1 protein-coding gene is annotated in these 391 nt (G+C 65.5%); it reads left to right on the forward strand.

The genetic code is table 11. The features are described from left to right. Positions 1 to 391: autotransporter-associated beta strand repeat-containing protein (locus tag M1M07_RS32570; protein WP_282582517.1), on the forward strand; the 391-nt coding region annotated here is incomplete at both ends.

The raw sequence follows: 391 nt of genomic DNA on the forward strand, positions 1-391 counted from the left end.
ACATACGAACGGCTATTATACGATCAGCGGAACCTCGATGGCGGCGCCACACGTGGCGGGCGCCGCCGCGGTGCTGATGCAGGCCTTCCCGTTCCTGACGGCGCCGCAGATCGCCCAGACGATGTTCACCACCGCCACCCATCTCGGTGACGGTCCGAGCAACATCCCGAACGCCGTGTTCGGCTGGGGCCTGCTCAACCTCGGCAAGGCGATCGACGGTCCCGGACAGTTCACGGCAACCTGGACGGTGAACACCACCTACAAGGGCCAAGCCTATTACGGATTGTTCGCCAACGACATCTCCGGGCCCGGCGGCCTGATCAAGACCGGGGCCGGCATCCTCGACCTCACCGGCACCAACAGCTACGCCGGCGGCACTGCGATCAACGGC

The organism is Rhodococcus sp. HM1 (assembly GCF_023218075.1).
In the GTDB taxonomy this organism is placed as follows: Bacteria; Actinomycetota; Actinomycetes; order Mycobacteriales; family Mycobacteriaceae; genus Rhodococcus.